Genomic DNA, 13,106 nt, shown 5'->3' with positions numbered 1-13,106 from the left:
GACGATCGTCCAGGCGGCATCTCTACTCCTGGGTGGCCGCGTCGAGGTCGGTCATCAGCAGGTCCCCGACGATCGCGGACGCCGCTCGGTACCCGCCGCTCGCCGCGTGCACGACCTGCTCGGCGAAGCCGATCGCGTTGCCCGCGGCCCACACGCCCGGGACGGTCGTCAGCCCGGTCGGGTCGACGACAGGGTAGGCGCCGAAGGGCGTCTCGTGCAGCTCGGCGCCCAGCCGCTCCAGCAGGCCGGTCTGCGGGACGGGGCGCGGACCGACGAACAGCACGGAGCGGGCGTGCGCCGTACCGTCGGCGAGCCGGACGCCGGTGAGCCGGTCGTCCTCGACCACCAGCCCCGCGACCTCGCCGGGCACCACGTCCACCCCGGCCGCGGCGAGCCGGCGCAGGTCCTGGTCGGACAGCTCCTCCTCGGCGACCGTGTGCAGGAAGAACCGCACGTCCTTCGACCACTGGGACACGATCAGCGCCTGGTGCACGCTCGCCGGGCTCGACGCCAGCACCCCGAACGGCTGGTCGCGCACCTCCCAGCCGTGGCAGAACGGGCAGTGCAGTACGTCCCGGCCGAACCGCTCGGCGACACCGGGAACCGCCGGCAGCTCGTCCTTCAGCCCGGTCGCGATCACCAGCCGCCGGGCCCGCACGGTCCGCCCGCCGGCCAGCACCACGGCGAAGTCCTCGCCCTTCTCCACCTCCACCACCCGGTCCCGCACGAGCTCCACCCCGTAGCGCGCGATCTCCTCCCGGCCGACAGCGAGGAACTCGGCGGGCGGCATCCCGTCCCGCGACAGATAGCCCTGCATGTGCGCGGCGGGCGCGTTGCGCGGCTCACCCGCGTCGACGACCAGCGTGTGGTGCCGGGCGCGGCCCAGCACCAGCGCCGCGGACAGCCCCGCCGCACCCCCGCCGATGACGACCACTGCGTACTTCTCGGTCATGGTGACCACCTCCACCGCCGAGAGTCGCCCCGGTGCCACGGTATTGACAAACGCGTTTGCCGAATCTGCAATACGACCATGACTACGGACGAGGTACTCGCGGGCGTCGGCCCCCGGCTGCGGCAGATGCGCAAGGAGCGGGAGGTGACCCTGGCGGCGCTCTCCGAGACCACCGGCATCTCCGTCAGCACCCTGTCGCGACTGGAGTCCGGCCTGCGCAAACCCAGCCTGGAGCTGCTGCTGCCGATCGCCCGGGCGCACCAGGTGGCCCTGGACGAGCTGGTCGGAACCCCGTCGGCCGGTGACCCGCGGGTGCGGTCGAAGCCGATCGAGATGTTCGGCCGCACCCACTGGCCGCTCACCCGCCAGCCCGGCGGCCTCCAGGCCTACAAGGTGCTGGAACCCCAGCGCAGACAGGAGCCGGACCCGCGCACCCACGAGGGCTACGAGTGGTTGTACGTGCTGTCCGGGAAGCTGCGCCTGGTGCTGGGCGAGCACGACGTGGTGCTCGCGGCGGGGGAGGCCGCGGAGTTCGACACCCGGGTGCCGCACTGGTTCGGGTCCACGGGGGAGGGGCCCGTGGAGTTCCTCAGCCTGTTCGGGCCGCAGGGGGAGCGGATGCACGTGCGGGCGCGGCCCAAGCGATCGTGACGTACGAGATACCTCTCGGCGGCACTCGTCCCCCGGAGACTGTTCCCTGATCTGCAAGCGACCGCTTAGTATGCGACCCCGGTCAGACGACGCAGTCGACGCAGTCCCGTGGAGGCCCCGCATGCAGGCATGGCAAGTGCACGAGAACGGTGAGCCGGGTGAGGTGATGCGGCTGGAGGAGGTGGAAGCGCCCACGCCCGGCGACGGCCAGGTCCTGCTGAAGGTGCGCGCCGCGAACATCAACTTCCCCGACGCCCTGCTGTGCCGGGGCCAGTACCAGGTCAGGCCGCCGCTGCCCTTCACCCCGGGCGTGGAGATCTGCGGCGAGACCGAGGACGGCCGCCGGGTGATCGCCAACCCCGCGCTGCCGTACGGCGGCTTCGCCGAGTACGCCGTCGCGGACTCCGCCGCCCTGCTGCCCGCGCCGGGCGCCCTGGACGACGCGGAGGCCGCGGCCCTGCACATCGGCTACCAGACGGGCTGGTTCGGTCTGCACCGCCGGGCCGGTCTGGAGGCCGGCGAGACCCTGCTCGTCCACGCTGCCGCAGGAGGGGTCGGCAGCGCGGCCGTGCAGCTCGGGAAGGCCGCCGGCGCCACCGTCATCGGTGTCGTCGGCGGCTCCGGGAAGGCGGCCGTCGCCCGCGAGCTGGGCTGCGACGTCGTGATCGACCGGCGCTCCGAGGACGTCGTCGCCGCAGTCAAGGAGGCCACCGGCGGCCGGGGCGCCGACGTGATCTACGACCCGGTCGGCGGCGAGGCCTACGCCCAGTCCGCCAAGGTCGTCGCCTTCGAGGGGCGCATCGTCGTCGTCGGCTTCGCCAGCGGCACGATCCCCAGCCCGGGGCTGAACCATGCCCTGGTGAAGAACTACTCGATCCTCGGCCTGCACTGGGGCCTGTACAACACCAAGAACCCGAAGCTCGTCCAGCACTGCCACGAGCAGCTCACCGAGCTGGCCGCCCGGGGTGCGATCAAGCCGCTGGTGAGCGAGCGCGTGCCGCTGGGCGGGGCCGCCACCGCCGTGCAGAAGGTCGCGGACGGCCTGACCACCGGCCGGATCGCCGTCGTCGTGGAGGAGACAGCATGACCAGCGGAGAGCAGCGCGGTGGGATCAGCGCCGAGGAACTGCGCCGTCGCGCACAGGACTTGCTGGCCGCTCACCCGCCGGCCTCGACCGACCGCCCGGACTTCCTCCGGGCCCGCTTCGACGCCGGACTGGCCTGGGTGCACTACCCGGAGGGCCTCGGCGGACTCGGCGCTCCCCGTTCCCTCCAGGTCGTCGTGGACGCCGAACTGGAGGCGGCCGGGGCGCCCGGCAACGACCCGCGGCGCATCGGCATCGGCCTCGGGATGGCCGCGCCGACCATCCTGCAGTTCGGCACCGAGGAGCAGAAGCGGCGCTTCCTGCGGCCGCTGTGGACGGGGGAGGAGGTCTGGTGCCAGCTCTTCAGCGAGCCCGGTGCCGGATCCGACCTGGCCGCGCTGGGCACCCGGGCCGTCCGTGAGGGCGACGAATGGGTCGTCAACGGGCAGAAGGTCTGGACGTCCAGTGCCCATGTGGCCCGCTGGGCGATCCTCATCGCCCGCACCGACCCGGACGTGCCCAAACACCGGGGCATCACGTACTTCGTGTGCGACATGACCGACCCGGGCGTCGAGGTGCGGCCGCTGCGGCAGATCACCGGCGAGGCCGAGTTCAACGAGGTGTTCCTCACCGACGTCCGCATCCCGGACTCCCACCGCCTCGGCGAGGTCGGCGACGGCTGGCGGGTCGCGCAGACCACCCTGAACAACGAGCGCGTGGCCATCGGCGGCATGCGGCTGCCCCGCGAGGGCGGCATGATCGGCCCGGTCGCGAAGACCTGGCGCGAGCGGCCCGAGCTGCGCACCCACGACCTGCACCAGCGGCTGCTGAAGCTGTGGGTGGACGCCGAGGTCTCCCGCCTCACCGCCGAGCGGCTGCGCCAGCAGCTCGTCGCGGGCCAGCCCGGCCCCGAGGGCGCCGGCATGAAGCTCGCCTTCGCCCGCCTCAACCAGGAGATCAGCGGCCTGGAAGTGGAACTCCTCGGCGAGGAGGGCCTGTTGTACGACGACTGGACCATGCGCCGCCCGGAGCTGGTCGACTTCACCGGCCGCGAGGCCGGCTACCGCTACCTGCGCTCCAAGGGCAACAGCATCGAGGGCGGGACCAGCGAGGTCCTGCTGAACATCGTCGCCGAGCGCGTCCTCGGCCTGCCCGCCGAACCGCGCACCGACAAGGACGTCGCCTGGAAGGACCTGGCCCGATGAGCGCACAACCCGACCTGTTGTACTCGGAGGAGGAAGAGGCGCTGCGCGCCGCCGTCCGGGACCTGCTCGCCGACCACTGCGACGCACCCGGCGTCATCGCCCGCATCGAGTCGGACACCCCGCACAACCTGGCGCTGTGGAAGGCCCTCACCGACGGCATGGCCCTCGCGGGCCTGCTCGTGCCGGAGGAGCTGGACGGCCAGGGCGCCACGCACCGGGAAGCCGCCGTGGTGCTGGAGGAGTTGGGGCGTGCGGTCGCGCCCGTCCCGTACCTCACGAGCGCTGTCGTCGCCACCGAGGCGCTGCTGGCCTGCGGGACCGACGACCTGCTCACCGAGCTCGCCTCCGGGACGTCGATCGGGGCCCTCGCGGTCGCCCTCAACGTCGCACCGGGCGCCGCCTACAAGGTCGTCCAGCACGAGAGCGGCCTGCTGCACGGCGAACTGACCGGCATCGCGGACGCGGCGGTCGCCGACGTGCTGCTCGTGCCCGCCGACGACGGCGGCCTGTACGCGGTCGACGCCACCGCCGCGACGGTCACGCCCCAGGTCTCCCTGGACCTGACCCGGCCGCTCGCGACCGTCACCCTCGACGGGGTGCCGGGCCGTCTGCTGGGCGACGCCGAACCCGCCGTCCGCCGGGCCCTGCGTGCCGGAGCCGGGCTGCTCGCCTCCGAACAGCTCGGACTGGCCGACTGGACGCTGACGGAGACCGTCCGCTACCTCAAGGACCGCAAGCAGTTCAACCGGCCCGTCGGCGGCTTCCAGGCGCTCAAGCACCGGCTGGCCCAGCTGTGGCTGGAGGTCGCGGGTCTCCGCGCGGCCGCCCGCAACGCCGCCGACGCCCTGTCGACCGGCCAGGACGCCGACGTGGCGGTCACCGTCGCCCAGGCCTACGCGGCGCCCGTGGCCGTCCACGCCGCCGAGGAGGCACTGCAACTGCACGGCGGCATCGGCATGACGTGGGAGCACCCGGTGCATCTGTACCTGAAGCGCGCGAAGGCCGACTCGATCGCCTTCGGCACGGCCGGCGCCCACCGGGAGGCACTGGCCGGACTGGTCGACCTCCAGGCCCCCTGACAGACCCCTGGCAGACGCCTGACGGACCCCTGACGGACACCCGATGGTCCTGACAGACATCCCGCTGACGCCTCGTCGACGTCTCGTCGCGCTGGAGAAAGCCCGTCCCACCAGGGGCGGGCTTTTCCGTGTGTGCCCTGCTCCGCTGAAGTGAACGCACGACGGCACTCCGGCCAACTCCCCGCAAGGCCCTGCTCCTTGGCCCTGCGCGAACCCCATACTCGCAGGGTTCCCGTACGGCACTTCCAGGGAGGCAGAGCATGGACCTCACCACCCGTCGCAGAGCCCTCACCACCCTCGGCGCCGCCCTCGCGGGCTCGGTCGCCCTCCCCGCCGGCCACGCCCTCGCCGGCGAACGGCGGCACGGGCCCCGCCCGTTGTGGCGCGCCCACGCCCACAACGACTACGAGCACCCGCGCCCCCTGCTCGACGCTCTGGACCACCGGTTCGGCAGCGTCGAAGCCGACATCTACCTCGTGGACGACCAACTCCTCGTCGCCCACGACCCGGAGGACCTCGACCCGGCCCGCACGCTGGAGTCCCTCTACCTCGACCCGCTCGCCGCGCGCGTGCGGGCCAACCGCGGCCGCGTGTACCGGGGATACCGCGGATCGCTGCAACTGCTCGTCGACATCAAGACCGAAGGCTCGTCGACGTACCTCGAACTCGACCGCCACCTCAGGCGCTACCGGCACCTGTTCACGACGTACGCCCACGGCCGAGTCCTCCCCGGCCCGGTCACCGCCGTCGTCTCCGGCGACCGCGCGGCCCGCGCCCCCATGGAGGCCCAGACCGTCCGGCGCGCCTTCTACGACGGCCGGCTCGCCGACCTCGGCAGCCAGGCGCCGGCCTCCTTCATCCCGCTGATCAGCGACAACTGGACACTCAACTTCACCTGGCGGGGCGTGGGCGCGTTCCCGGACGCCGAGCGGGAGAAGCTGAGGGGTACCGTCCGGGCCGCGCACCAGCGGGGCCAGAAAGTGCGGTTCTGGGCGACCCCGGACCTGGCCGGCCCCGCCCGTGACGCGCTGTGGGCCGAACTGCTCGCCGCGGACGTCGACTACCTCAACACCGACGACCTCGCCGGACTCGAGGCGTTCCTGGACGCCCGGCGGGCGGCGTAGACGAATACGACACGTCGGACCGCGTTGGACATGTGGGACACCACACGTTCGGCGGACAGGTCAGCTGCCCGGACGAACCCTCCGCTACGCCACACTTATGGCCGAACGCCGTGAACCGGACATGGCGGCGTGGCGGAGGAGTCGACGATGGCCATTTCCATCTCTGTGGTGCTGCTGCTCGCGATCCTGGCGGTGATCTTCCTGCGCAACGGCGGGCTGAAGGTCTCCCATGCGCTGGTCTGCCTGCTGCTCGGCTTCTACCTGGCCAGCACCAGCGTCGCCCCCACCATCCACAGCGGCCTGACGGCGACGGCGGACATCGTCAGCAGCCTGCGGCCTTGACGTCACGCCCCCGAGAACACGCCGATGCCGTTCGGAACGGCGCGCTCCGCGCCGCCGCTGGGGTGGTTGCGCACCGAGACGGTGCTCGCGCCCGCCTTCCGGGCGACCAGCGTCGACGACCCGCCGCCGTCCAGGCTGAAGGCGTCGTCCGAGCCCAGCTTCCGCATGGTGTCGGCCACTTCGGCGATCGTCAGTCCGCTGCGGTAGGCGGCGGCGCCGTCCAGCGCGAGCAGCAGCATGCGCCGCCCGCTGTCGGCGATCCCCACAGCCGTGCGGACGGCCGACGCCGTGTCGTCCAGACCCGGCAGCGGCCGCCCGCCCGTGAGGACCGGGTAGCCGCCGAGGGCGAGACGGTACGCGGCGCCGTCCGTGGCCGCCACGAGACGGTGCTCGACCTCGACCGGTTCGCCGGTGGCCAACTTCCGCAGCTGCTGAGCCCCGGCCTCCCGGCCGACCAGCACGGTCGTCCCCGCGGCGATGGGACCGCTGCCGGGCCTGTCAGCGGCCGACACGACCTTGCCGTCGCGGACCGTCACCTCGTACGTGTCCGTGCTGCAGGGCGCGGCCCGGTCCGTGTCCGTGCCGCACGTGGCGCGCACGCGGGAGACGCTGCCCCAGTCGGAGGTGAACGCCCCGACCGAACCCACCGGCAGCGCGTACTGGTTGAGCCCGCCCAGCGGCACCTGCGCCTCGGCCGTACGGACCGAGCCGTCCAGGGCCAGCCGGTCCAGCCGCGCCACTCCGTCGGTGCCGACGCCGAACACGTCCTCGGTGGTCGTGCCGGACGGCAGCGCGGGCCCGAAACGCTGGCCGTTCGGCACGGCCGCCTTGAGCGTCCGCCCGGCCGCGATCGCCGGACCCACGCTCGCGCCGGTCGCCTCGACGCCCGGATGCTGCGCCTCGGTGATGTTGAAGAAGTCACCGTTGACACCGGCGACGGCTCCCTGGGCGTCGGCCATCCGCGAGACCTGCGCCCGCGAGGCCACCGCCCCGGGATACAGCAGATCGACCTGTACCTGCGGATGACCCAGGTCGACCCTCAGCACGTGCGCGTGCGTCACCCCCTTGGCCGCCTCGATGTCGAACTCCTCGTACATGACCCCCGGCGCGACCCGTAGGCCCTTCTGGACGGCGCCGGCCGGTGCCGCCCCCGTCAGGGCCGCTCCGGCCAGCGCGCCGAACGCCGTGAGAAACGCCAGTACCGCTCTGCCTGCTCCTCGTCGCCTGCGACGACCTGTCACCGTGCCCCCTGATGCCTCGTCAACTGTCCGGACCCTCAGGGGCAGTGCACCAGACCACGAGGGCAGGCAGGGTGGCTGAGCGCGGACTACGCGGGAACGGCTGAAAAAACGCACCCCTCTGGGTGCTTCAGCTGTCGCCCGTTCCGGTGTCGTACGGCGTGAAGTGAGCGGGCGCGTGGTCGATCGGCAGACCCGGCCGCCAGGCCGTGAGGGCCTGCGCGCTGCACACGAACAGCTCCTCCGGCAGCCGGTCCAGGGCGAACCAGTGCCAGCGGCCCACTCTCTCCCCGGGCTGGTCCGACGGCTCTCCCCGCCAGGCGGTGACCCGGGCGGCCACCGTCACCCGTACGACACCTCCGGCGTCGTCGAGGAGCGTCCCCAGGAGCCGGACGTCCTCCGGCCGGGCGTCGAGCCCCGTCTCCTCGCCGAGTTCGCGCACGACCGCCTCCCGCAACGACTCCCCGGGCTCCACCGTCCCGCCGGGCAGCTCCCACGTCCCGTGCCGGTGCCGGCCCAGGAGCAGTCCGCGGGGCCCGTGCAGGACGGCGCCGACCCCGAGCGCGGCGTGGGCCACCGGCGGCTTGGCCGTGCGCGGCCGGGAGCTGACACGGACCGGCCGTGTCACCCGGAAGAGCCGGTACGACGCGCGGTTGCCGTCCCGCGGCGTGTCGAGGACGTCGACCTGCTCCACCCGCAGCCCGTGCTCGGCGAGCAGGGCCGTCCACAGCTCCGGGTCGAGGACCCACATCCGGACGGTGACGTCCCCGCCGCCGGCCAGCCGCAGGACCTCCGGCCGGGCGACGACCTCGTCCGACGGTCCGTCACCGTGCGCGTTGGTGTGCAGCACGGTGAAGCAGAGCCTGCCGCCCGGCCTGAGCGCCGCGGCCAGGGCGGGCAGCAGCCGGTGCGGGTCGATGTACGGCACCGCGTTGACCGAGTAGATGACGTCGTACGGCTCCGCCGAGCGCAGATGCTCCACCGCGTCGGCCAGGACCAGCCGCAGCCCGGGCAGGGAGCCGTAGCGGGCGCGCGCCCGTTCGTACTGCCCGGCCGCGGAGTCGACCGCGTCCACCAGCGCGCCGTGAGCACGGACCAGATGGGCGGCGTGCCGGGCCGGACCGCACCCGAGGTCCAGCACGCGCCGGCCCGTCAGCTCCCCGAGCACCTCGATCCCCGGCCCCGCGCCCTCGAACCCCCAGTCGATCCGCGCCACCTCGGGCAACACCGTGCCACGCCGCAGGTGGTGTGCGCCGTACGCACGCCAGGCCTCCGCGTTCACGGCCTCCGGTCGCGTCACCAAGGCTCAGCCGCCCGCCACGGCGTCGCGCGGAAGAACCGCGACACGGTGGAAGTTGCACCCGGCCGGGCGCGGCTCCTCGTCGGCGGGCCTGGTCTGGTGGGCCTTGAGAGCGATGCTCACCAGGCTCAGCAGCAGGTCGATGTCCGCCTCGCAGTCGAGGTGGACCGTCACCCAGCACGATCCGGGAACCAGATGGATCGCGCTCGAACCGGCGAGGTCGTAGTGGAAGCGCTGGATGGCCCGGTGGGTGAGGTGGAGGTCCACGTCCCGTGTCGAGTGGAAGTGGACGATCTCGTCACGGACGGAACGGAGCGCCCATCCGGTGCCGCAACTCGCCGGGCCCGCCATCAGGTCGGGCCAGGCCTGCAGACGCTCCAGGGCGCGCTGGGCCAGAGTCATGGTCCCATCGTTGCGTGCTTACCGTGCCGCAACCAGAGGTTGAGCGTTTTGTAACCGGGACGTGAGGTGGGGGCAGGGGGCGAGGCGGTCAAGTGCGGTGTTCTCAGGCGTACTTGTCGACCAGTCTCATGTAGCGCTTCCAGTCCCAGTGACGGCCCGGATCGGTGTGGTCGCTGCCCGGTACCTCGTGGTGGCCGATGATGTGCGCCCGATTCCTGGGGATGTCGTACCTCGCGCAGATCGCCGCGGTGAGCCGGGCCGACCGCTGGTACATCGCGTCGGTGAAGTACTTGGGCTGGTCCACCCAGCCCTCGTGCTCGATGCCGATGCTGCGGGTGTTGTAGTCCCAGTTCCCCGCGTGCCACGCGATGTCGGCCTCGCGCACGCACTGCGCCACGTGCCCGTCGGACGAGCGCACCACGTAGTGCGCGGACACCTTGTTCCTGGGGTTCCTGAAGACGGACAGGGTGCCGGAGTAGGTCGTCTGCGCGACGTGGATGACCACATAGCGCAGCGGATGGGCGCGGGGGCGTTTCGACGGCGTGTAGTTGCTGCGGCTCGCCGGGTGCCACGCGGCTCCGGGGTGGTCGACTGCCTGGGGCCGCGCGGCGGCCCGTGCGTCGGGGAACAGGGCGTACGGGACAGCGGTGAGAGCGGCGCCCATGAGGAGGCCTCGCCTGCTGAGGAAGGGGGTTGTCCGTTCCATGAGTGTGTGCCTTCCGGGCTCGACGGCGGGGTATCACTTGCTCAACTGCTCGGAGCGGCGGCCATTGTGGTCGCGGCCCGCGTCGATCAAGTTACGGCGCCTGCCGGTCGGCCCGAAGAGCGCGACGTTTTTTGGTGGAGGGGCGCGGAGATGTGGACAACTCGCCCACTCGGTCGGGTGATTGACGGGCTTCGTGAGTCGGCCCCGGTCATGTGCCGCTCATGCCCCGCCTGTAGGTGAGGGCTGGTCCTCAGGCCCGCTCCGCAACGGTCGCCGGATCGTCCAGCACCGCCCGCACGACCGAGTGCGCGGCTCCCAGCAGCGGCCCCTGTGGGCCCAGCCGGGACACGGACACGGGACAGGCCGGACCAGCCGTCCGGCGAGCCAACTCCTCCCGCAACGACGGCAGCAGCCACGGCGCCAACCCCGACAGCTCCCCGCCCAGCACCACGCTCTCCGGGTCCAGCAGATTGACCGCCCCGGTCAGGGCGACTCCGAGCGCGGTGCCCGCCTCGCGCAGCGCACGGCGTACGTCCTCGTCGCCCTCGGCCGCGCGCCCCGCCAGCAGCCCGACCCGGTCCTCGTCCGGCTCCAGACCGGCCGCGCGCAGCACCGCCTCCTCGCCGGCGTACTGCTCCAGGCATCCGCGCCCGCCGCACGCGCACTCCGGCCCGTCCGGCTGGACCGGCACGTGCCCCAACTCGCCCGCGAAACCGCGGGTTCCGCGCAGCAGTCCGCCGTCCACCACGACCGCGGCCCCGATGCCGATCTCCGCCGACACGTGCAGGAAGTCGCGCGGCGTGCCCTCGCCGAGCCAGAGTTCGGCGAGCGCGCCGAAGTTGGCCTCGTTGTCCACGGTCAGCGGCAGGTCCGCCGGAAGAAAGTCACTGAGGTCCGTGTCGTGCCAGTCGAGGTTCGGGGCGCGTACGACGGTCCGGGCGTCGCGCGCCACCAGACCGGGCACGGCCACGGCGAGACCGGCCGGCCACAGGCCCTCGCCCTCCGCCTCGGCGACGACCCGGCGGATGAGCTCCGTCAGCTCGGCGAGCACGGGCCCGGGGGAGCGGCCGCGGTTCGCGCCCTGGCGTATCGCCCGCGACCGGGTCGTGCCGCGCAGGTCCACGGCACAGACCGCGAGATGGTCGACACCGACCTCCGCGCCGATCCCCGCCGGTCCGCGTCCGCTCAGCGCGAGCGCGAAGCCGGGGCGGCCCACCCGGCCGGGCCGTTCGGGCCCCAGCTCCTCCAGCAGCCCCGAGCGGATGAGTTCGTCGACGAGCGTCGACACCGCCGCCCGGGTCAGGCCGATCCGGGAGGCGACGGCGGCCCGGGACAGCGGCCCCTCGGCACGGACGGCGTGCAGGACCCGGGCGAGGTTGCGGCGGCGCATGCCCTGCTGGGTGTCCGGCAGGGCGCGCCCCGGCCCGGCCGGACGGGCCTCGTGCAGCGGTGCGGTCATGCCTGACGCCAGTCCTCAGTGGGTGTCCGTGGGCCGCTCCAGCAGCGGAGCCGCGTCGGAGAGTACCCCGGCGATCCTGGCCAGCGTCTCCTCGTCCCGCTCGACGGCGTCGAGCACCGGCCCGGCCGCCGTGTTCCAGCGCCGCGCGACCGCCGCCGGGTCCTCCCCGGTCAGCACCCCGGCCGCCTGCGCGGCGGCGCCGAGCGCCACCAGCTCCTTGGCCTCGGGCACCTGCACGGGACGCCCCGACAGCCGCAGGACCGTCTGCTGCCAGGCGGTGCCCCGGGCACCGCCCCCGATCAGCAACAGAGGCGCCGAGGGGTCCGCGTCCTGGTCCAGGACCAGGTCGAGCGCGCCGAGCAGGGAGTGGACGGCACCGTCGTAGGCGGCCTGGAGCAGCTGGCCGGCGGTCGTGTCGTGGCGCAGGCCGTGCAGCAGGCCGGAGGCGTTCGGCAGGTTCGGGGTGCGCTCGCCGTCCAGGAAGGGCAGCAGCGTCACGGCCGTGCCGGGCTCGACGGCCTCGCGGTCCAGGCCCAGCAGCGTCGCGACGCGGTCCACGGCGAGCGTGCAGTTCAGGGTGCAGGCCAGCGGCAGCCAGTCACCGCGGGCGTCGGCGAAACCGGCCACCGTGCCGCTCGGGTCTGCGGGCCGCCGCTGCGACACCGCGTACACCGTGCCCGACGTGCCTAGGCTCATCACCGGCATGCCCGGACGCAGCCCCAGGCCCAGCGCCGCGGCGGCGTTGTCGCCGGTGCCGGGGGCGACCAGCGTGCCCTTGGAGAACGGCAGATCGTGGCTGTCGCGCACCGTGCCCGCCACCTCGCCGGGCCGGACCACACGGGGCAGCAGGGCCGGGTCGAGCCCCACGTGCGCCAGGATCTCCTCGTCGTACGCCTCCGTACCGGACGCCCACCAGCCCGTCCCGGAGGCGTCGCCGCGGTCGGTCGTGCCCTGCCCGGTGAGCCGCTCGGTGAGGTAGTCGTGGGGGAGGCGCACGGCCTTCGTGGCGCGCGCCGCCTCCGGCTCGTGCTCGGCCAGCCAGGCCCACTTGGTGACCGTGAAAGAGGCGGCGGGGACACTGCCGGTGCGTTCGGCCCAGAACTTCGCGCCGCCCAGTTCCTCGGTCAGCCGGCGTGCCTGCGGCGCCGAGCGCACGTCGTTCCACAGGAGCGCCGGGCGCACCGGCTCGCCCCGCTCGTCCAGCGTGACCAGGCCGTGCTGCTGCCCGCCGACCGACACCGCGGCGGCCTCGTGCGCCGCCTCGCCGCACTGGCGCAGGGCCTCGCGCAACGCGTCCCACCACTGGCGCGGATCGCTCTCGCGCCCGGCCCCCGAGGAGACGGTGTGCGGCGCCTGGCCGGTGGCGACGACCCGGCCGGTGGCCGCGTCGACGACCAGCGCCTTCGTGGACTGGGTGGACGAGTCCACGCCGATGACGAGCGGACCCTCGGCTTCTGACATCGGGTTTCTCCCTCTGCTCTCGTCCCGAGACACCTTGTCTCTTCCCAGGAAGGTGCTCGCATACTAATTTGTAAATCGGCATGACGAAATAGCCTCAGCGAGC

General features: G+C 73.2%; 13 protein-coding genes. 6 read left to right on the top strand and 7 right to left on the bottom strand.

Annotated features, from left to right (window positions below; genetic code table 11):
* Positions 1 to 22: 22 nt before the first annotated feature.
* Positions 23 to 952, bottom strand: a complete 930-nt coding sequence (locus CA983_RS02435; protein ID WP_086599220.1) for an NAD(P)/FAD-dependent oxidoreductase — start codon at positions 950 to 952, stop codon at positions 23 to 25.
* A gap of 78 nt (positions 953 to 1,030) precedes the next feature.
* Here CA983_RS02435 and CA983_RS02430 point away from each other — a divergent pair, with 78 nt between their 5' ends.
* The 6 genes from CA983_RS02430 to CA983_RS02405 all read left to right on the top strand — a co-directional run bounded on the left by CA983_RS02430 (position 1,031) and on the right by CA983_RS02405 (position 6,437).
* Positions 1,031 to 1,603, top strand: a complete 573-nt coding sequence (locus tag CA983_RS02430) for a helix-turn-helix domain-containing protein (protein WP_086599196.1) — start codon at positions 1,031 to 1,033, stop codon at positions 1,601 to 1,603.
* A 121-nt stretch (positions 1,604 to 1,724) separates the two neighbouring features.
* A complete protein-coding gene (locus CA983_RS02425) occupies positions 1,725 to 2,690 on the top strand; it encodes an NADPH:quinone oxidoreductase family protein (protein WP_086599195.1) in 966 nt (321 codons plus the stop codon).
* Complete coding sequence (locus CA983_RS02420) at positions 2,687 to 3,892, top strand: acyl-CoA dehydrogenase family protein (protein WP_086599194.1); 1,206 nt, start codon at positions 2,687 to 2,689, stop codon at positions 3,890 to 3,892. Before CA983_RS02425 ends, CA983_RS02420 begins: the two co-directional genes overlap by 4 nt.
* Positions 3,889 to 4,971 carry an acyl-CoA dehydrogenase family protein gene (locus CA983_RS02415; RefSeq protein ID WP_086599193.1) on the top strand — a complete coding sequence of 361 codons (1,083 nt, stop codon included), beginning with the start codon at positions 3,889 to 3,891 and terminating at the stop codon, positions 4,969 to 4,971. The genes CA983_RS02420 and CA983_RS02415 overlap by 4 nt, the downstream gene beginning before the upstream one ends.
* 260 nt (positions 4,972 to 5,231) lie before the next feature.
* On the top strand, positions 5,232 to 6,095 hold the full coding sequence (locus CA983_RS02410) for a phosphatidylinositol-specific phospholipase C/glycerophosphodiester phosphodiesterase family protein (RefSeq protein ID WP_086599192.1): 864 nt from the start codon (positions 5,232 to 5,234) through the stop codon (positions 6,093 to 6,095).
* A 147-nt stretch (positions 6,096 to 6,242) separates the two neighbouring features.
* Positions 6,243 to 6,437 (top strand): hypothetical protein, encoded by a 195-nt coding sequence (locus CA983_RS02405; RefSeq protein ID WP_086599191.1) that lies wholly within the window; start codon positions 6,243 to 6,245, stop codon positions 6,435 to 6,437.
* A gap of 2 nt (positions 6,438 to 6,439) precedes the next feature.
* On the opposite strand, the gene CA983_RS02400 is transcribed toward CA983_RS02405, so the two are convergent.
* The 6 genes from CA983_RS02400 to xylB all read right to left on the bottom strand — a co-directional run bounded on the left by CA983_RS02400 (position 6,440) and on the right by xylB (position 13,003).
* Positions 6,440 to 7,678 (bottom strand): phosphodiester glycosidase family protein, encoded by a 1,239-nt coding sequence (locus CA983_RS02400; RefSeq protein ID WP_208636865.1) that lies wholly within the window; start codon positions 7,676 to 7,678, stop codon positions 6,440 to 6,442.
* Positions 7,679 to 7,805: 127 nt separating this feature from the next.
* Positions 7,806 to 8,978, bottom strand: a complete 1,173-nt coding sequence (locus tag CA983_RS02395; protein ID WP_244206585.1) for a bifunctional class I SAM-dependent methyltransferase/NUDIX hydrolase — start codon at positions 8,976 to 8,978, stop codon at positions 7,806 to 7,808.
* Between the two features lie 3 nt (positions 8,979 to 8,981).
* Positions 8,982 to 9,377 carry a luciferase domain-containing protein gene (locus CA983_RS02390; protein ID WP_086599189.1) on the bottom strand — a complete coding sequence of 132 codons (396 nt, stop codon included), beginning with the start codon at positions 9,375 to 9,377 and terminating at the stop codon, positions 8,982 to 8,984.
* A gap of 103 nt (positions 9,378 to 9,480) precedes the next feature.
* Positions 9,481 to 10,083: an N-acetylmuramoyl-L-alanine amidase gene (locus CA983_RS02385; protein ID WP_086599188.1), complete on the bottom strand. Its 603-nt coding sequence runs from the start codon at positions 10,081 to 10,083 to the stop codon at positions 9,481 to 9,483.
* A gap of 250 nt (positions 10,084 to 10,333) precedes the next feature.
* Positions 10,334 to 11,542 carry an ROK family transcriptional regulator gene (locus CA983_RS02380; protein WP_086599187.1) on the bottom strand — a complete coding sequence of 403 codons (1,209 nt, stop codon included), beginning with the start codon at positions 11,540 to 11,542 and terminating at the stop codon, positions 10,334 to 10,336.
* Between the two features lie 15 nt (positions 11,543 to 11,557).
* Positions 11,558 to 13,003, bottom strand: coding sequence for a xylulokinase (gene xylB / locus CA983_RS02375; protein ID WP_086599186.1), 1,446 nt, complete (start codon positions 13,001 to 13,003; stop codon positions 11,558 to 11,560).
* Between the last annotated feature and the right edge of the window lie 103 nt (positions 13,004 to 13,106).

Origin of the sequence: Streptomyces swartbergensis, from assembly GCF_002148965.1 — a bacterium.
GTDB classification, from domain to species: Bacteria; Actinomycetota; Actinomycetes; order Streptomycetales; family Streptomycetaceae; genus Streptomyces; species Streptomyces swartbergensis.
This window is presented reverse-complemented; position numbering and strand designations above follow the sequence as displayed.